At 72.8% G+C, this 18,394-nt stretch carries 10 protein-coding genes and 1 pseudogene; 7 read left to right on the top strand and 4 right to left on the bottom strand.

Annotated elements, in window-relative coordinates; genetic code table 11:
* Nucleotides 1-92: 92 nt before the first annotated feature.
* Nucleotides 93-2,171, bottom strand: a pseudogene (locus tag AS850_RS16945) (bifunctional lysylphosphatidylglycerol flippase/synthetase MprF).
* A gap of 448 nt (nucleotides 2,172-2,619) precedes the next feature.
* Entirely contained in the window at nucleotides 2,620-3,990 is a 1,371-nt protein-coding gene (locus AS850_RS13490; protein ID WP_119869585.1) for an alpha/beta hydrolase, read from the bottom strand.
* A gap of 209 nt (nucleotides 3,991-4,199) precedes the next feature.
* Here AS850_RS13490 and AS850_RS13485 point away from each other — a divergent pair, with 209 nt between their 5' ends.
* The 4 genes from AS850_RS13485 to AS850_RS13470 all read left to right on the top strand — a co-directional run bounded on the left by AS850_RS13485 (nucleotide 4,200) and on the right by AS850_RS13470 (nucleotide 12,117).
* The gene (locus AS850_RS13485) at nucleotides 4,200-4,928 is read left to right on the top strand and encodes an SGNH/GDSL hydrolase family protein (RefSeq protein ID WP_119869584.1); all 729 of its coding nucleotides are present in this window, start codon (nucleotides 4,200-4,202) and stop codon (nucleotides 4,926-4,928) included.
* Between the two features lie 266 nt (nucleotides 4,929-5,194).
* A complete protein-coding gene (locus tag AS850_RS13480; RefSeq protein ID WP_119869583.1) occupies nucleotides 5,195-6,544 on the top strand; it encodes a hypothetical protein in 1,350 nt (449 codons plus the stop codon).
* Nucleotides 6,545-6,590: 46 nt separating this feature from the next.
* The gene (locus AS850_RS13475) at nucleotides 6,591-9,743 is read left to right on the top strand and encodes an efflux RND transporter permease subunit (protein WP_119869582.1); all 3,153 of its coding nucleotides are present in this window, start codon (nucleotides 6,591-6,593) and stop codon (nucleotides 9,741-9,743) included.
* A gap of 202 nt (nucleotides 9,744-9,945) precedes the next feature.
* Nucleotides 9,946-12,117 carry a DEAD/DEAH box helicase gene (locus AS850_RS13470; protein WP_119869581.1) on the top strand — a complete coding sequence of 724 codons (2,172 nt, stop codon included), beginning with the start codon at nucleotides 9,946-9,948 and terminating at the stop codon, nucleotides 12,115-12,117.
* A 65-nt stretch (nucleotides 12,118-12,182) separates the two neighbouring features.
* Here the strand turns inward: AS850_RS13470 and AS850_RS13465 are convergent, their stop codons facing one another.
* Nucleotides 12,183-12,689 carry a mycothiol transferase gene (locus AS850_RS13465; protein ID WP_119869580.1) on the bottom strand — a complete coding sequence of 169 codons (507 nt, stop codon included), beginning with the start codon at nucleotides 12,687-12,689 and terminating at the stop codon, nucleotides 12,183-12,185.
* 103 nt (nucleotides 12,690-12,792) lie between these two features.
* Nucleotides 12,793-13,545, bottom strand: coding sequence for a copper homeostasis protein CutC (locus AS850_RS13460; protein WP_119869579.1), 753 nt, complete (start codon nucleotides 13,543-13,545; stop codon nucleotides 12,793-12,795).
* Between the two features lie 133 nt (nucleotides 13,546-13,678).
* Between AS850_RS13460 and AS850_RS13455 the strand changes: the two genes are divergently transcribed.
* The 3 genes from AS850_RS13455 to AS850_RS13445 are packed head-to-tail and all read left to right on the top strand — an operon-like array spanning nucleotide 13,679 to nucleotide 18,283.
* On the top strand, nucleotides 13,679-14,836 hold the full coding sequence (locus tag AS850_RS13455; protein ID WP_119869578.1) for an exonuclease SbcCD subunit D: 1,158 nt from the start codon (nucleotides 13,679-13,681) through the stop codon (nucleotides 14,834-14,836).
* Nucleotides 14,836-17,823, top strand: a complete 2,988-nt coding sequence (locus AS850_RS13450; RefSeq protein ID WP_119869577.1) for an AAA family ATPase — start codon at nucleotides 14,836-14,838, stop codon at nucleotides 17,821-17,823. Before AS850_RS13455 ends, AS850_RS13450 begins: the two co-directional genes overlap by 1 nt.
* 34 nt (nucleotides 17,824-17,857) lie before the next feature.
* Nucleotides 17,858-18,283 carry a GNAT family acetyltransferase gene (locus tag AS850_RS13445; protein ID WP_119869576.1) on the top strand — a complete coding sequence of 142 codons (426 nt, stop codon included), beginning with the start codon at nucleotides 17,858-17,860 and terminating at the stop codon, nucleotides 18,281-18,283.
* Nucleotides 18,284-18,394 lie beyond the last annotated feature (111 nt).

Here is an 18,394-nt window from a genome sequence, read left to right as displayed (position 1 = left end):
TACTCCGTGGGGAGTGCCTGTCAACACTGGACGTCGGCGGTGTATTCCCTGCCCGTGACCCGGGCGTGTCGGGCGTCGTCACGATGCCGTGGTCACCGCATGGTCCGCAGGAGCCGCGGGATCTGACCGGCCCGGACGTCCGGCAGGTACGCCCGCCCGAGCGCGGCCCCGATCCGGGGCAGGTCGAGGGGGTCGGCGTAGGCCATGATCAGCTGCTCGTATTCGGGCTGGAACTTCTTCTTGAAGGCCAGGAGCGAGCGGAAGCCGTAGGCCGGCTCGAGGGTCCGGCCGAGGAAGCCGAGCACGCGGTCGGTCGCAGCCGCCCTGCTCTCCGGGTCGGGAGCCCCGGAGGAGGCGAGCGGCGCGGCCGACAGGCTGAGGAACTCCAGGTCGTCCTCCTGGGCGCGGAGCGCCGTCGACGCGATGACGAACTCCATGACGCCGTTCATGGAGTCGGGGCGGCGTCGCATGAAGTCGAGTGTCCATCCGACGACGGCGCCGTCGCGGTAGGACGGGAGCCAGCTCGTGACGGCGAGCACCCGATCCTGCTCGTCGAGCGCGAGCATGAGCGCGACCTCGCGATCCGTCAGCTCCTCGAGGCCGCCGAGGGTGAAGCCCATCTCGGGCAGGCCCTTGTCGGCGACCCACTGCTCGGAGATGTCCTGGATCTGGCGGGCGAGGTGCGGCGTGAGCGACGCGTGGGTGGTCCACTAGGCGCGGACGCCCTCCTTGGCGGCGCGGTTCATGCTCGAGCGGACGTCCTGCCACTTCTTGCCCTGGAGGGAGAACGTGCGGGGTCGGAGCACCGTCTCCTCGCCGACGGGCAGGTCGTACCACGACAGGGACCGGAAGAGAGGTCGGAGTGCGCTCCGGACGCTGTAGAAGACGGGGACGAGCCCCTGGTCGTCGCACCAGCGGGCGAATCCCGCGACGACCTCGGGGGCGTCCTCGTCGGAGCAGAGCGGATCGCCCGTCGTCAGGACGATCGTGCCGACCTGGCGGTAGGCGACGGCGGCACGCTCGTCGGCGGTGAACCAGAGCGACATGCCCTCCCACGTCGACATGAAGGCGAGATTGCCCGCGACGCCGCGCCGCAGGATCCGGTCGAGTGCCGCCCTCCGCTGACGGCTCCCCGGTGCGGTGCCCCGGTGGGTGCAGGCGAGACCCGTCGCCACCACGACGACGGCCCAGAAGAGCCAGCCGATGTTCTCGAAGAGCACCCGGGAGACGCCGCCCGTCGGCACCGGGCCGAGCCGGTCGAGACCGATGAAGCCGACGGGCACGAGTCGCTCGACGGCGGAGACGACGAGGCCGGCGCCGGAGACCGAGGGGACGAACACGTCGGACTCGAGGGACCCCGCGAGGACGTACGCGGCCCCGAGGCCGACCGCGGTCGCCGCGACGGCGACGAGGAGGCGGCGGACCGTGCGGGCCTCGGCGCGGACGGTGAAGTGCGGCAGGAGCAGCACGAGCACGACCGCGATCGCCCAGGGCACGAGCGCCGAGATGCCGGAGAGGAGGGCGTGAAGGGCGCCGAAGCGCGCTCCCGGACCGCCCGCCGGCACCGGCGTCGCGAGAAACGTCGAGGCCGACACGGCCCCGAGCAGGGTGTTGACGGCGATCGCCACCACGACCGCGAGGCGGCGACCGCGCCGGATGAAGAAGGCCGTGACGAACAGGACGACGAGCGGCAGGAATCCGAGCGCCACGGTGCCCGGCGTGTGGAGACCGTCGAGGGCGAGTGCGCGCGTGCACTCGCCGTAGGGGTTGAGGACGAAGTCGGTGCCCACCGCCTGGCTCGTCACGCGGCAGGCCATCGACAGCGAGGTCGTCGGCAGCGTGTCGCGGAAGAGGGCGCCGAGCGGGGCGAGCGGCCCGACCGGGGTCGGGCTGAGCGCGGCGAGGAGGGGCCCGACCGCGGAGATCGTGACGAGCGACGACAGGAGGACGCGCGCCTCGTGATGCGAGCTCCTGGCCCAGGTGAGGCGTGTCTGCCGCCGGCCCGAGCCCGAGCGGAGGGCGATGCCGACGGCGAAGCCGGCGAGAGCGGCGACGAGGGTCACGACGCCGGAGAAGCTGCCCTCGAAGAGGACGAAGGTGGCGGCCGCCGCGAAGCCGAGCACCCGGATCCTGCGCCGCCAGAGCGGTCCCGTGAAAGCGCTCGCGGCCATCAGGGCGCCGACGGCCGGCGCGTAGAGGGGGATCGTGGCCGCACGGTAGCCCGCGGGAGCCCCCGAGCCGAAGACGTCCATGACGGCGAAGCGGATCAGGGCGGCGGCGCCGAACGAGACCGCGGCCGTGGCGACGTAGGCGACGAGGGCGCGGCGGGTCCCGATCCTGCGCTCCGCGAAGCCCAGGAGGAGGAGGGTCGCCACGATGCCGAGAAGGAGCTCGATCGGCTGGTGGGCGAGCAGGAGCGACGGGGTCGCTCGAGCGCCGGCCCTCCCGTGCCCGTGCCTCAGGGGAGAGCCCGCGGGCACGGCGAGGTCGATGATCACCGTCGTCGCGACGAGGACGGCGGCGATCCCGACGCTCGCGGGCTGCCGGGCGACGACGCCCCGCGCCCACTCGGCGGTTCGCGCGAGCCGGGTCTCGGCCCGCAGGATGCCCGCGGCGGCGTCACTCACCGGTCGCCGCCTTTCCGCCCAGCCCGAGCCTCGGGTAGATCGCCGCGAGCCCGTGGGCGAACCCCTGGGTAGCGGTGGTCCAGTCGTGCCCGGCGTGCGGGACGGCGAATCGCTCCACCGTGATGCCGGCGTCGACGGACAGCCTCGTCATGATCTCGGTGTTGCGCGTGTACTTCGCGTCGTCGGCTCCCACCGCGAAGAAGCCGAAGAGGTCGTCGTAGGGGCCGTGCGCCGCCATGATCGCCGCGGGCTTGGCGCGGTCGAAGGCGGCCGTGCTCCCGCCGAAGCCCTTCTCGATGGCGAGCCGGTCGTTGGCGAGAGTGGGGTAGCGCTCGCCGGAGACGTCGATGAACGAGCCGAACGTCTCCGGGTGCGCCGTCGCGAACTGGAGGGCGCAGGTGCCGCCCTGCGAGAAGCCCCCGATCGCCCAGTCGCGGCGGTCGCGCTCGACGTGGAGGTGCGTGCCGATCCACGTGGTCACGTCGCCGAGGATGTAGGTCGCGCTGTTCCCGAGCGGCCCGTCGACGCACATCGGGTTGGCCGAGTGCGGGCCGAGCTGGTCGGGGACGACGACGATCGGCGCGAGACCGCCGTGCTTCGCCGCCAGGGCGTCCAGGGTCTCCGGCAGGTGGCCCGAGGTCACGACCGTCGTCGGCGACGCCGGCTGGCCCGAGAGCAGGATGACCACCGGCAGGGCGGGCGCGTTCGGCACGAGGGCGGCCGGAGGCAGGTAGACGATGGCGTCCCGCGCGGCGAAGTGGGAGGCCAGCCCGGGGATGTGGACCGTGCCGAGGCGACCGGCGCCGGGGAGGCCGGGCGGTGTGCGCCACGCCGAGGCGAGACCGCCGACGGTTCCGGCGGGGGCGGACCCCGGCGAGGCCGCGGAGGGCGACGCGGCCGGGATCACGAGGCGGGGGATGGTGTCGGTGCCGAGGAGCTGCCCCGGGGTCACGAACTCCCCGGCGTCCTGGTTGATCGCCAGCGCCCCGGCGAGGACGAAGCCGACGACGGCGACCCCGGCGACGACGCGTCGGCCGGCTCGCCCCAGGACGAGGTTGAGCACCACCACGCCGAGCCCGGCCACCACGCCGCCCGCCCAGAGGCGATCGACCCAGGTCGGGGAGACACCGAAGGCGTTCTGGACGTCGCCGACGTACCAGGCGGCGAGGCCTCCGATGGCGGCTCCGATCGAGGCGACGACGGCGACGAGCGGCCACCACCGGCTGGGGACGACGCGACGGGGCCGGAGGAGGAGGGCGAGGGCGAGCACGCTCGCCAGGACGTAGACCGGTGCCACGACGTGGAGCGCCATGAGGGGGAGGTGCTCGAAGGCCGAGGGGAGACCGGAGCCCGCCGTGACCATGTCGTGCTGCTTCCTGTCGATCGTGGAGGATTCAAGAAATCGAACTCGACAAGGCCCCCCGATAGGAGCATCCCCCGTGCACCACCACGGTACGGCAGGAACGGTGCCGAGAAGATCAGCCGAAGGGTTGATCTTCGGGAGGTCCTCGAGGACGACTCCGGCCCGCCGGCTCTCGGCCCGTCCATAGGTCCGTGCCTACCCTGGAGAGCATGTCCTTTTCTCGAACACTCCGGATCCTCGGGGTCGTCGGCGCGTTCCTCGTCGCGTCGGCGATGGCAGGAGCCGTGGCTCACGCGGCGTCGTCGCGGACGGCCGCCTCCCCCCGAGCGACCGTCCCCACGGCGCCCGCCGCGCCCACCGCCCGCATGGCTCCGCTCACCGCGGTCGCGATCGGCGACTCGATCATGGACGGCCACGGTCTCACCGAGGCCCAGAGCTGGCCGAGCGTCCTCGCCGACGAGCAGGGCTGGGACCTCACCGACCTCGCGAGCGACGGGACGGGATACGTCCAGGTCGGGGCCGAGGACGACACCTTCCAGGCGCAGGCCGAGAAAGCGGTCTCCCTCGACCCCGACATCGTCATCGTGGCCGGGAGCAGCAACGACCTCGGCGAGGACACCGCCGCCGTGCAGAAGGCCGAGTCGACGCTCGTCCGGACGATCTCGACGAAGCTGCCGAACGCGCGCATCGTCGCCGTGAACACGTTCTGGGGCGACACGGCCCCACCCGCACAGCTCGCCGACTTCGACGCGGTCGTCGAGCAGGCCGTCTCCGGCTCCTCCGGCACCTACCTCGACGTCGGGCAGCCCCTGGCGGGGCGGCCGGACCTCATGCAGAGCGACGACGTCCATCCGACCGCCGAGGGCCAGCGACTCCTGGCGGCGTCGATCGGCGATCGCCTGCCTGACGACCTCAAGGCCGCCCCGCGAGCCGACTGACCGCCGAGGGACCTCGTCCTCGATCTCGTCTGCCCCTCGCCTCCACCGCACGTCCGCATCGATCAGAGGACCCGCTCATCCGAGCCCAGAAGCTGCTCCGGGTCGGCGCCTACGCGCTCCTCGCCATCCTGGCCGCCTGGGGCGCCTACCAGGCGTTCGCGAACCTCGGCGGCGCCAACTACTCGGCCGACGAGCCGCTGTATCTCCGGGCGGGCCTGGCCTACGCGCACGGCGACTTCACGTCCAACCGCGAGCACCCTCCGCTCGTGAAGCTCCTCGTGGGCCTGGGCGAGACGGTCCTCGGGCCCGGCAAGCTGTCGGGGCGGCTGGCGAACGCCCCGCTCGTCTTCGCCACGGGCTGGATCCTCTTCTTCTGGCTGCGCCGGGAGATCGGCCTGATCTGGGCGGTCGTCGCGGCCGGCATGTGGTGGGTCCTGCCGCGCGCGGTCGAAGGAGCGGGCATCCGGGTCGACCGCTTCGTGTACCTCGAGCCCGGCATGGTCACCTTCGGGGTGGCCGCCGTCGCGCTCGGCTGGTGGTGGTATCGGCGCGGGCACTGGTGGCTCGCGGCCCTCGCCGGCGCCTTCATGGCGCTGTCGGTCACGTCGAAGGTGTCGATCGCGTTCCTCGCGTTCTCGTTCGTCTTCCTGATCGTCCTGCGACGGGAGGTCGCCCGGGGTCTCGTGGCGGCCGCCGCGTACGTCGCCGCCTTCGCCCTGGTGTTCGTCGCCGTCTACCTGCCCGCGGGCATGGTCTCGGGCATCCGGTACATGGTCGCGTTCCAGGCCGCGCAGCGGGCCCAGGGCCATCCGGTCACGATCCTCGGGGCGCGGGTGGCCCATCCGCCGTGGTGGGCCAACCTCTACTTCACGCTGGAGGGATTCGGGCCGTGGCTGCTGGTGCTCCTGCTGGCCGCCGCCGTCTTCGCGTTCGTCCCGCGCACGACGGCGCTCGCCGCCTACGTCGCGGTCTGCACCGCCCTCCTGCTCGTCTTCTACTGCCTCGTCGCGGGAAACGCCCTGCCGCACTACTACTACGCCTGGACCTGGGCCGTCTACGTCCTCGCCGCGATCGGCCTCAGCTCGCTCTGGCGACTCGCGTCGCGAGCTCGCACGCGCTCCCGGCCGGGCGACAGGAGGGGGAGGGGCGTCCTCGCGCGCGGTCTCGTCCTCGTCGCCCTGGTGGCGCTCGCGGTCTCGGGTCTCCAGACGACGCGCGCCATCCGCGACGAGCGGCCCACCGGATTCGCGCTGGTGGCGAGCGTGCTCCGCCAGCACGGCGAGGGGGCCCGGCGCGTGCTGAACGACGGCTATCCGGGCTGGCAGTTCCTGCCCTACCTCGGCGGTCGGGTCATCACCCGGCACACGCCGCTGTATCTCTCCTACGCGGCGGCCGGCGGCGTCTTCGGCGCCATCGCGGTGCTCCCGATGGAGCGAGACGACGTCGCGCGATTCGTCAGGGCAGATGCCGCCCGGCTCGTCCACGTCGACGTCGACGGCGTCGAGCTCTATATCCTCCGGGGCGGACGGACGCTCAGCGCAGCGGGCGGAACGCTTCACATCGACAGGAAGGGGCCTCGCCTCCACACCGCTTCAGCCTGTTGTCAGCCGGCTTAGGGTTCCATGAGAAAACCTGTCCCTCCCTCGTCGTCTCGGAGCATCCGTGCACCTCCTCTCGGTCTTCAGCCTTCGCAACCGGGCTCTCATCGCCCTCGTCACCATCGTCGTGGCGATCTTCGGCGGCTACGCGCTGACGGCACTCAAGCAGGAGCTGATCCCCGACATCACGTTCCCGCAGATCGCCGTCGTCAGCACCTACCCGGGCGCCTCGCCGCAGGTGGTCAACGACTCCGTCTCCGGACCGATCGAGAAGGCGATCCAGGTGATCCCGGGCCTGAAGTCGACGACGGCGACGTCGCAGACCTCCACCAGCAACATCGCCGCCGAGTTCGACTACGGCACCGACCTGGCCTCGACCGAGAACAAGATCCAGCAGGCCATCAACACCGTCTCCCTGCCCGACGGGGTCAACACCCAGGTCATCAGCGGGAGCCTGAACGACCTGCCCGTCATCCAGCTCGCGGTCACGGGCGGCACGGCCAACAAGCAGAAGCTCGTCGACGACCTCACCAACATCACCGTCCCTGCGCTCCAGAAGATCAGCGGGGTCCGCCAGGCGTCGGTCTACGGCGACGCCGGTCAGCGCGTCACCATCGAGCCCGATCAGACGAAACTCGCTCAGGTCGGCCTGTCGTCGTCGGCGATCAAGACGGCCCTCGACGACAACGGCACCCTCGTGCCGGGCGGCCAGATCACCCAGAACGGCAAGACGCTCTCGATCCAGTCCGGGCAGCGGCTCACGAGCGTCGCCCAGATCCAGAACCTCCCGCTCGTCGGCGCGAAGAACGCCCTGACCGGTCAGCCGCAGGCCACCAGGATCGCCGACGTCGCCACGGTGACGCTGACGAGCGCCCCGATCACCTCCATCTCGCGCGTCGACGGTAAGGACGCCCTGACGATCGCGATCACGAAGACGCTCGACTCCAACACGGTCGACGTCTCCACCAGCGTGCGCGACCAGATCCCGTCGCTCGTCGCGAACCTCGGCGACGGCGTCTCCATGACGGTCGTGTTCGACCAGGCCCCCTTCATCCAGCAGTCCATCGAGAGCCTGTCGACCGAGGGCCTCCTCGGCCTCGTGTTCGCGGTGATCGTGATCCTGATCTTCCTGCTGTCGATCCGGTCGACCCTCGTCACCGCGATCAGCATCCCCACCAGCGTCCTGATCACCTTCATCGGTCTGCTGGCGAGCAACTACACGCTGAACATCCTGACCCTGGGCGCGCTGACGATCGCTATCGGACGCGTGGTCGACGACTCCATCGTCGTCACGGAGAACATCAAGCGCCATCTCCTGCCCGGCGCCGATCGCGTGCGCGCCATCACGGCGGCCGTCCGCGAGGTCTCCGGGGCCGTGACGGCGTCGACGATCACCACGGTCGCCGTCTTCCTGCCCCTCGCGTTCGTGCAGGACGTCACGGGCGAGCTGTTCCGCCCCTTCGCCCTCACCGTCGTCATCGCCCTTCTCGCGTCGCTGTTCGTCTCGCTCACGATCGTGCCCGTCCTCGGCTACTGGTTCATGCGCCCCCCGAAGACGCACAAGCACGACGGGCAGGAGGAGGTCAGCCAGGCCGAGCTCGACGGACTCGAGCTGCCGACGCACGCGGTCGCCTACGTCGACGGCGGTCACCACGAGAAGCTGGACCGCCTCCGCCGCGGCTACCTGCCCGTGCTCATGACGACGCTCCGCCACCCCGTCCTCACCATCGTCGCGGCGCTGCTCATCCTGGCGGGCTCGGCCGCGGCCATTCCGCTCCTGCAGACGAACTTCCTCGGCTCCAGCGGGCAGAACACGCTGACGGTGAGCCAGGTGCTGCCGGCGGCGTCGAGCCTCGCGGTGCAGTCCGAGCAGGCCAAGAAGGTGGAGCAGGCGCTCCAGGGCATCCCGGCCGTCAAGACCGTCCAGCTCACCATCGGGTCCAGCGGCAACTCGCTGGCCTCCTTCTTCGGCGGGACGAGCGGCAGCACCGTCACCTACCAGATCACCACCGACGGCAACGCCGACCAGGACGCCCTGACCAAGACCATCCGCACGAAGCTCGACGCGCTGCGAGACGCGGGCGACGTCACCGTCGAGGCCTCCTCCGGGTTCGGAGGCAGCAGCAACATCGAGGTCAACGTCACCTCCAACGACGCGGCCACCCTCCAGACCGCGTCCGACCGCGTGCTCAAGGCCATGACGGGGCTCTCCGGGACCGCAGGAGCCACGACCAACCTCTCCGCCGCGCAACCGCTCATCAGCGTGAGCGTCGACCGCGCGAAGGCGGCCTCCTACGGCCTCTCCGAGATCCAGGTCGGCGGTCTCGTGTCGCAGGCTGTCCAGCCGTTCCAGGTGGGATCCCTCGAGATCTCCGGCTCGACCGTGAACATCTACACCGTGCCGACGAAGGCTCCGACGACCCTCGACGGCCTGAAGGACGTCTCGATCCCGACCAACCAGGGCTCCGTCCCGCTGTCGACGGTCGCCACCGTGACCCAGGCCGACGGGCCGACGACGATCACGACCAGCAACGCCGTCCGCAGCGCGACCATCACCGTCACGCCGGCCTCCGACAACCTCTCGGCCGCCAACGCGTCCGTCACGAGCGCGCTCGCGAAGGTCGACCTCCCGAAGGGGTCCAGTGCGGCCCTGGGCGGTGTCACCGCCCAGCAGGGGACGGCGTTCACCGACCTGTTCATCGCCCTCGTCATCGCCATCCTGATCGTCTACATCGTCATGGTGGCGACGTTCCGGAGCCTCCTGCAGCCGTTCCTCCTGCTGCTCTCGATCCCGTTCGCGGCGACGGGAGCCATCGCGCTCCAGCTCATCGCGAACGTCCCCCTCGGCGTGCCCTCGATCATCGGCCTCGTGATGCTCGTCGGCATCGTTGTGACCAACGCGATCGTGCTCGTCGACCTGGTCAACCAGTACCGGAGGCGCGGGCTCCGCGTGCGGGAGGCACTGATCGAGGGCACCTCCCGGCGGCTCCGGCCCATCCTGATGACGGCTCTCGCGACGATCTTCGCGCTGACGCCCCTCGCCGTCGGCCTGACCGGCCACGGGAGCTTCATCTCGCAGCCGCTGGCCCTCGTCGTGATCGGCGGCCTGGTGTCGTCCACGGTGCTGACGCTCCTCGTCCTCCCGGTCCTCTACTACCTGGTGGAGCGGGCGCGGGAGCGTCGAGCCGACCGCCGCGCCGAGAGGGCGGCCGCCTGAGCGGGGCTGGTGTTCCGGGCGCGCGTCGAGTAGCGTAGGTAGGTCGGCTCGAGACACCGCAGGATGCTGCGGTTGGGTTTGTATGTCTCCGGGGCCGGAGTCGCAGCGAATGGCGCTGTGACGTAATCACGAATGTGAACGGTCCCTGGCCAATGACTGCCCGGGTGAATTCTTCGCGTCATCTGAAAACCCAGGAAGAACCATGTCCCCTTACGACAAGGGCGCCTCTTCGCGCGCCAAAGCCGACCGCCCCAACTACGGAAGCAAGCAGGGCTCCAAGAGCCCGAAGCACCGCGGCTACCGCCCCGACGCCGATGCCGGCCCTGCCAAGAAGCAGCGCTGGGACGCCGCCGAGCGCAGCGCCCGCACCGGCGGACGCCCCGACTCGACCGGTGGTCGCCCGAACTGGGAGCCCCGCAAGACCGCCGGCAGCAACCCGCGCTTCGGCGGCGCTCGCGAGGACCGCGACGCCCGCAACGGCGCGCGCGGGGCCGAGCAGCGCCCCGGCCGCTCCTACGACCGCGACGACCGCTCGTCGCGTCCGTCCGGCGACCGCTCCTACGGGGATCGCCCGCAGCGCGACGACCGCGGCCCCCGCACCTGGGACCGCTCGGATCGTCCGGCTCGCGACGACCGGGCGCCGCGTTCGTACGACCGCAGCGACCGTGCACCTCGCTCCTACGACCGCAGCGACCGTCCGGCTCGCGACGAGCGCGCCCCGCGTTCGTACGACCGCTCGGACCGTCCGGCTCGCGACGACCGCGCGCCGCGCTCGTACGACCGCAGCGACCGCCCGGCTCGTGACGACCGCGCACCCCGCTCGTACGACCGCAGCGACCGTCCGGCTCGTGACGACCGCGCACCTCGCTCCTTCGACCGCAGCGACCGTCCGGCCCGCGACGACCGCGCACCCCGCTCGTTCGACCGCAGCGACCGTCCGGCTCGTGATGACCGCGCCCCGCGTTCGTTCGACCGCAGCGACCGTCCGGCTCGCTCGTTCGACCGCAGCGACCGTCCGGCCCGCTCCTTCGACCGCGACGACCGCGCCCCCCGCCGCGACCGCGACGAACGCGGCAGCGACTTCTACCCCAAGCGCGACCGCGCCGAGGGCCAGCACTTCTCTCCCGAGGACGACGTCAAGCTCGAGAAGCTGAAGGCGGAGGTCGTGACCGCGGCCGAGGTCGTCGGCATGAGCTTCGAGGACCTCGGTCTCGGCTCCAACATCATCCGTCAGCTCGCCGAGCTCGGCGCTCCGAGCCCGTTCCCGATCCAGGCGGCGACGATCCCCGACGTGCTCGCGGGCAAGGACGTCCTCGGTCGCGGCCGCACCGGATCCGGCAAGACGATCGCCTTCGGCGCCCCCCTCGTGGAGAAGCTGATGGAGAACGGCGGCGGCAAGAACCGCAAGATGGGTCGCAAGCCCCGCGCCCTCATCCTGGCCCCGACGCGCGAGCTCGCGATGCAGATCGACAGGACGGTCCAGCCGATCGCCCGCTCCGTCGGCCTCTTCACCACGCAGATCTACGGCGGCGTGCCCCAGCAGCGACAGGTGGGCGCGCTCAACCGCGGCGTCGACATCGTGATCGGCACCCCCGGCCGGATCGAGGACCTCATCGACCAGGGACGCCTCGACCTCAGCGAGGTCGTCATCACCGTCCTCGACGAGGCCGACCACATGTGCGACCTCGGCTTCCTCGAGCCGGTGCAGCGCATCATCCGTGAGACCGCGGACGTCACCCCGACCGGGGCCCGCGCGCAGAAGCTCCTCTTCAGCGCCACGCTGGACAAGGGCGTCGCCAAGCTCGTGGACGAGTTCCTCGTGGATCCTGCGGTCCACGAGGTCGCCGGCGAGGACCAGGCCTCCTCGACGATCGACCACCGCGTGCTCCTCATCGAGCAGCGCGACAAGGGCGCCGTCATCGAGCAGCTCGCGCAGGGCGGCGGCAAGACCCTCGTCTTCGCCCGCACCCGCGCCTTCGCGGAGCAGCTCGCCGACCAGCTCGAGGACGCCGGCATCGCCACCACCAGCCTCCACGGCGACCTCAACCAGGCGCGCCGCACGCGCAACCTGCAGCTCCTGACCTCGGGCCGCGTCAACGTGCTCGTCGCCACGGACGTCGCGGCGCGCGGCATCCACGTCGATGACATCGAGCTCGTCATCCAGGCCGACGCCCCGGACGAGTACAAGACGTACATGCACCGCTCCGGCCGCACCGGTCGCGCCGGCAAGGAGGGCACCGTCGTGACGCTGATCACCCGCGCCCGCCGCCGCCGCATGTCCGAGCTGCTCGAGCGCGCCGAGATCGAGGCCGAGATGATCGACGCCCGCCCCGGCGACGCGCTGATCGACCAGCTCGCGGGCGCCAACCGCTAGTCGGACCGACGCACCGCAGGCGGGCGCTCACTCCTCGGGGTGGGCGCCCGTCCGGCGTCTCCGGGTCAGGCGCGCTCGAGGATGCCCCGGACGTACGAGGCCTGGCCCGCGTGCTGCAGGCAGTCGTTGACGATGCTCACGAGGCGCGCCCCGCGCGTGACGGGCGGGTCCCAGTTCTCGTCGACAACGTCGTCGAGGGAGTCGGAGGAGAGCCCCGCGAGGTAGGCGCGCGACCGCTCGGTGACCTCGTCGAGGTAACCCGTCAGGAGCTCGGCTGTGGCGACGACGCGGGTGACGTCTCCGGCGCTCATGCCGAAGCCCATCTCCCCCGGGCCGAACGGCAGCGCGAACCGGTCGTACCAGCCCGAAGCCGTCCACACCTCCTCGCGGCCCTCGAGGGCGGCGATCTGGACGTCCTGCCCGCGGCCGGTGTGCCAGGCGAGCCAGGCGATCGTGTTCGTGCCCGGGGCCGGACGGAAGGCGAGCTGCTGCGCGCTCAGGTCGTCGACGGCTCGGGCGATGATCGGGGGGACGCGGAGGAAGGAGTCGATGAGCAGCTCGGCCGGGGTCATGGGCCCACGCTACGCCGCCGTTCCACCGCCGCGCCCCCGCTGAACCCTCGCGCTCGGCTGCGGCGGTGGTCCTAGGCGGGGTGCGGCAGCCGAGCGCGAGGGTCTAGCGGGCTGGTGGGGCCGAGCGGAGTGCGGCGCGCGCGGCGGCCACCACGTGCGGGTCGGTCACGGAGTGCGACGACGCGTCCGCCGTTCCGAGGCGCACTTCTTCGCCGGGCAGGGGCTCGACGCGGCGCTTCGCGGAGAGATGCACGGCGGCGACCCCGGCGTCGACGAGCGTCCCGATGTGCTCCGGGGCGACACCGCCGCCGGCCATCACCTCGACGTCGGCGGCCGCGTCGACGAGGCGCGCGAGCGTCTCCACCCCGTCGAGAGCGCAGGATGCCCCGCCCGACGTCAGCACCCGGTCGACGCCCAACGCCCCGAGGCCCGCCACCACCGCCAGGGGATCCTGCGCCCGATCGATCGCCCGGTGGAACGTGACCCGGGTGTCCGACCGCACGGAGCGGGCAGCGGCCACGAGCCGCGCCACCGTCTCGCGGTCGAGCCCGCCCCGGGCGTCGAGGGCGCCGACGACCACTCCGGCGGCCCCCGACGCGACGACCGCGCGCACCTCTCGCTCCATGAGGGCCACCTCGGTCTCGTCGTAGACGAAGTCGCCCGGCCTCGGGCGCACGAGGACGTGCACGGGCAGGGGAAGGGCCGTGCACGCCTCGACGAGGCCCTGCGACGGCGTCACCCCGCCGAGCTCGAGCGCGGTGCACAGCTCGATCCGGTCGGCGCCGCCGCGGGCCGCGACGAGGGCGCCCGCGGGCGAGGTGACGGCGATCTCGAGGGCTGGAGTGGGCGGAGTCATGGTGTCGGAAGCCTAGGGCGACACCCCCTCCGCCCGCAGGATGCCCGGGGCGACGCCACCCGATTCGGGAGCGTCGGCGGCCGTCGGTAGGGTGGCGGAAACCGGCGGGCATCGACAGCGGAGAGGGGGAGGCGTGCGCATCCTGCACACGAGCGACTGGCACCTGGGCCGCACCCTGCACGGTGTCGACCTGCTGGAGCACCAGCGCGCGTTCCTCGACCACCTCGTCGAGACGGTGCGGGAGCGCGAGGTCGACGTGGTCGTCGTCGCGGGCGACGTGTACGACCGCGCCGTGCCGTCGGTGCCGACCGTCACCCTGCTCTCCGAGGCGTTCGAGCGGCTCAGCGACGTCGCCACGGTCATCGTGACGCCGGGCAACCACGACTCCGCGGTCCGCCTCGGGTTCGCGGCCCGGCTCCTGCGGCCCGGGTTGCACGTCCTCGCGTCCGTCGACCGCCTCTCGGAGCCGGTCGTCGTCGACGACGTCGACGGGCCCGTCGCCTTCTACGGCCTGCCCTACCTCGACCCCGACACGGTGCGCTGGTCGCTCGGCGAGGAGGGGGAGCCGCTCGCCCGCTCGCACGAGGCGGTCGTCGGCGCGGCGGTCGCACGTGTCCGGGCCGACCTCGCCGGGCGCCCCGGCACGCGATCCGTCGTCGTCGCGCACGCCTTCGTCGTCGGCGGGGCCGCCAGCGAGAGCGAGCGCGACATCCGGGTGGGAGGCGTCGACGCCGTCCCCTCGGAGGTCTTCGCGGGGTTCGACTACGTCGCTCTGGGGCACCTCCACGGTGCGCAGGCGGTGGGGTCCGGGCATCCTGCGATCCGCTACTCGGGGTCGCCCCTGGCGTTCTCGTTCGGCGAGCAGCGTCAGAGGAAGTCCACGGCGCTCGTCGACCTCGACGCGACGGGCGGGGTCGAGGTCCAGCTGATCGCCGCGCCGGTGCCACGCCGCCTCGGCGAGCTGACCGGCACGCTCGACGAGCTCCTGAGCGGGCGCTTCGACGAGTGGCGCGACGCCTGGCTGCGCGTCTTCGTCACCGACCCCGTGCACCCCGAGCACCTCCACGCGCGCGTGAGCGAGCGGTTCCCGCACGTGCTCTCGCTGCAGCACACGCCGGTCGGCGCCGTGGTCGAGCGGGAGCGACGGGTCATCACCGCCGAGACCGACCCGCTCGAGGTCGTCGCCGACTTCGTGGCGTTCGCGACGGGCGGCCCGGCGTCCGAGGCCGAGCTGCGGGTGCTCGCCGACGCCTACGAGGCCGCGCGTGCGACTCTCGAGACGAGCGCCTGATGGACCTCCACCGCCTCACCCTGCGCGCCATCGGCCCCTATGCGCGCGAGCACACCGTCGATTTCGCGGCGCTCGGCCAGTCCGGACTGTTCCTCCTCGAGGGGCCGACCGGCAGCGGCAAGTCGACCATCATCGACGCGCTCGTCTTCGCGCTCTACGGGTCGCTCGCGTCCGAGTCGTCCAGCGTCGACCGCCTGCACAGCCATCACGCCGACCCGGCCACCGAGCCCTTCGTCGAGCTGGTCTTCGAGACCTCCGCCGGCATCCACCGCGTCCGCCGCACCCCGCAGTGGTGGCGGCCGAAGGCGCGCGGCACCGGCGTCACGCGGGCCAACGCGAGCGCCACGCTGACCCGGCTGGCGACGCCCGACGCGTCCGCCGGCGAGGTCCTCTCGACGAGCGCGCAGGAGGTGGGGGGCGAGATCGCCCGCATCGTCGGCCTCACGCGCCAGCAGTTCGTGCAGACCGTGGTGTTGCCGCAGGGCGAGTTCGCCCGCTTCCTCGCGTCGAGCGGCGAAGACCGGAGGCTCGTGCTCCAGTCGCTCTTCGGCACCGAGGTCTACGAGCGGACGACGGCCCGGCTCGTCGACCTGCGTCGGGAGGCGAACGCGAGCGTCTCGGCGGCCGACCACGCGGTCGACCTGGCCCTGGCCCGGGTGCGCGAGGCCGCGGGCGACGAGGAGGTCGAGGCGGCGGCCGTCCCGGCGCTCGTCGCCGCGTTCGAGCCCGTGGTCGACGAGGCCCGCAGGAGCCGCGACGTCGCCTCCGCAGCGGCCGTCGCGAACCGAGCGCTCGTCACCGCCCAGCGCTCCCTGCGGGACGCTCTCGCGAGTCGATCCGCGCTGCTCCTCCGGCGCGACGCGCTCGCGGCGCGGGCCGACGAGGCGGCGCACGACCGGGCACGGCTCGATCTCGGCCGTCGCGCGGCCGCGGTCGCAGGTCCCCTCGCGGCGCATCGCACCGCCCTGACGGCGCTCCGGGCCGCCGAGGAGGCCTGGGCTGTCGCCGCCGCCGCCCCTTCCGTCAGCGGCGCCGACGCCGACGCCGACGCCGCCGATGCCGCCGACGTCGCGCCCGACGCCCTGCGTTCCGCCCGCGACGGGATCGTCTCCGAACTCGCCTCCCTGGCCGGGGCGGCCGCCGTGGAGGCGGCCCTGCCCGGGCGTCGAGCGGCGCTGGTCCGCGACGCGACCCGCCTCGACGAGGTCGACGAGCGCATCGTGGTCGCGGCGGAGGCGCTCGCCGCGCGTCCCGCGGAGCGCGAGCCGCTCGCCGCGCGCGCGGTCGCCACCGCGGAGGCCGTCCGCGACGTCGCGGACGCCGAGCGGGGCCTCGAGCTCGCCGAGGCCGCGCGCGCGGCCGTGTCCCGAGCCGCCGAGCTGGCCGCGGCGGCCGACGCCGCCGCGCGGGAGCGCGACCGGGCGGCCGCCCGGGCCGCGCAGGCCGTGGACGTCGAGGCGGGGCTGCGTCGCCGACGCATCGCGGGGATGGCCGGGGAGCTGGCGCGCGGGCTCGGGGAGGGAGAGGCGTGTCCGGTGTGCGGTTCGCGCGAGCATCCTGCCCTCGCCGTCCTCACCGCGGAGCACCCCGACGACGAGGCCGTCGAGACCGCCGCTACCCGGCGCGCCGACGCCGAGGCATCGCTCGCCGAGGCGGCGACCGCGGCGGCCACGGCCTCCGCCCGCCACGCTGCCGCTGCCGAAGCGCTCGACGGCCTCGACGCCGCGCAGGCGGAGGCCCGTGTCGCTCAGGCGCGCGACTCCGTGGCGACGTCGACCGCGACGGCTGCCGCGGCGTCGGCCGCCGCCGACGCGCTCGCCGGGTTCGACGCCGACACCGAGCGGTTCCGGCGCGACCTCGAAGCGATGCGCGTCGCCCGGGCCGGGGAAGCGTCGACGCTCGAGGCGTCCCGGGTCGAGATCGAGCGCAACGAGCGGGAGGTCGCCGACGCTCTCGACTCCCGGGCCTCGACCGTGGCCGACCTCGTCGAGCGGCTGCGCGAGAGACGAGGCGCTCTCGAGGGCCTGCTCACCGCCGCCGACGCGCTGGAGGCGGCGCGCACCCGCGAGACGGAGCGTCTGGAGGCCCTGTCGGCCGCGGTCGCCGAGAGCGGATTCCGGACCGCGGACGACGCGGAGGGGGCCGTCCTCGACCGGAAGGCCCTCGACGGACTTGCCGAGTCGGTCGGCCGGGACGAGCGCGACCGCGCCGTCGTCGAGGCGGGCCTGGCCGACGACCGGATCGCGGGGCTGACGGGCGACGAGAGCGTCGACGTCGACGGTGCCGAGGCGGCTGCCTCGGCGGCCGAGGCTCTCCTCGCCGAGGCGCAGGAGGCCTTCGCGCGGGTCGACGACCGTCTGCGCCGTACCCGCTCCGCGGCGTCCGGACTCGCGGACGCGATCGCCGCGGGGGCGTCCGTCGCCGAGGAGGCGCGCGCCGTCGTCCGCATGGCCGACGTCGCCAGCGCGTCGGGCTCGGCGAACACGCGCGGGGTCACCCTCGGCACCTACGTTCTGCTGCGTCGCTTCGAGGACGTCGTCGCGGCCGCGAACGTCCGCCTCGCCGTGATGTCCAGCGGCCGCTACCGGTTGGAGGCGTCGGAGGCACGGGAGACGTCGTCCCGGGCGCGTAAGACCGGGCTCGCCCTCGCGATCCGCGACGACACGACCGACACGACGCGCGATCCGAAGAGCTTCTCGGGTGGCGAGACCTTCTACGCGTCGCTCAGCCTCGCCCTCGGCCTGGCGGACGTCGTGCAGGCGGAGGCCGGCGGGCTCGACCTCGGCACCCTGTTCGTCGACGAGGGCTTCGGCACACTCGACCCGGAGACGCTCGACGCGGTGATGAGCGAACTCGGGAGGCTGTCCGAGCACGGCCGTGTCGTCGGCATCGTCAGCCACGTCGAGGAGCTCAAGCAGCGCATCGCCGACCGGATAGAGGTGCGGCGGCTGCCCGACGGGTCGTCGACGCTGTCCACGACCGTGTAGCGCGGGGCCGGGGCTCCTGCGCCACGATGGACTCATGCCGATCCGCCCTTTCCGCCCTGCCGACACCGAGCCCGTCGTCGCCCTCTGGGAGGCCTGCGGCCTCACGCGCCCCTGGAACGACCCGCGCAAGGACATCGCGCGGAAGCTCGGCGTGCAGCCCGAGCTCTTCCTCGTCGCCGTCGACGAGGGTGACGACGACGCCCCGATCGCCACGGCGATGGCCGGATACGACGGCCACCGCGGCTGGATCTACTACGTCGCGGTGACGCCGTCGCGCCAGGGCGAGCGCCTGGGCAGCCTCCTCGTGGCGCGCGTGGAGGAGCTCCTGCTCGCTCTCGGCTGCCCCAAGGTGAACCTGCAGGTGCGCGAGGGCAACTCCGCCGTCGAAGCGTTCTACGAGCGTCACGGATACTCCCGCGACGGAGCCGTCGGGCTCGGCAAGCGCCTCATCGCGGACTGATCCGCCGCGGCGACGCGAAGGGGGCGCGCGCCCGCGACGGGCGGCCGACCACGGGGTTAACGCCGTGTGACGATTCGAACGAGTCTCTTGCCGGAATCCCAGACGTTTCTT

Origin of the sequence: Frondihabitans sp. 762G35 (assembly GCF_002074055.1) — a bacterium.
Taxonomy (GTDB): Bacteria; Actinomycetota; Actinomycetes; order Actinomycetales; family Microbacteriaceae; genus Frondihabitans.
The sequence above is the reverse complement of the archived record's forward strand: the minus strand, read 5'-3'. Positions and strand labels throughout refer to the sequence as shown.